At 43.9% G+C, this 785-nt stretch carries 1 protein-coding gene; it reads right to left on the bottom strand.

All coding sequences use genetic code 11. The features are described from left to right. Positions 1–785: elongation factor Tu (locus tag ACZBKJ_RS09885; RefSeq protein WP_463200925.1), on the bottom strand; the 785-nt coding region annotated here is incomplete at both ends.

Genomic DNA, 785 nt, shown 5'->3' with positions numbered 1-785 from the left:
TCCGTAGTACGGAAGTAGAATTGTGGACGATAGCCATTTAGGAATGGAGTGTGACGACCACCTTCTTCTTTTGATAGAACGTATACTTCTGCGTCAAATTTGGTGTGTGGAGTGATTGAACCTGGTTTAGCCAATACTTGACCACGTTGTACTTCTTCACGTTTTGTACCACGAAGTAACACACCACAGTTTTCACCAGCACGACCTTCGTCTAACAACTTACGGAACATCTCAACGCCAGTACAAGTTGTTTTGGCAGTTGGTTTAATACCAACGATTTCAACTTCATCGCCTACTTTAATGATACCAGACTCAACGCGACCAGTAACAACGGTACCACGACCAGAGATAGAGAATACGTCTTCGATTGGCATTAGGAAAGACTTATCAATATCACGCTCAGGTTCTGGAATGTAAGTGTCTAGAGTGTCTAGAAGTTCAAGGATTGCAGGCTCGCCATATTTGCCATCAGAACCATTTAAGCCTTCTAGCGCAGAACCTTTGATGATTGGAGTGTCATCGCCTGGGAAATCATAGTCAGACAATAACTCACGAACTTCCATTTCAACAAGCTCTAGTAACTCTTCGTCATCAACCATATCGCATTTGTTCATAAATACGATGATGTATGGTACACCAACTTGGCGAGATAACAAGATGTGCTCACGAGTTTGTGGCATAGGACCGTCAGTGGCTGACACGACCAAAATAGCGCCGTCCATTTGAGCAGCACCAGTAATCATGTTTTTTACATAGTCAGCGTGACCAGGGCAGTCTACGTGTGC

The organism is Moraxella sp. I5G (assembly GCF_055193055.1).
This window is presented reverse-complemented; position numbering and strand designations above follow the sequence as displayed.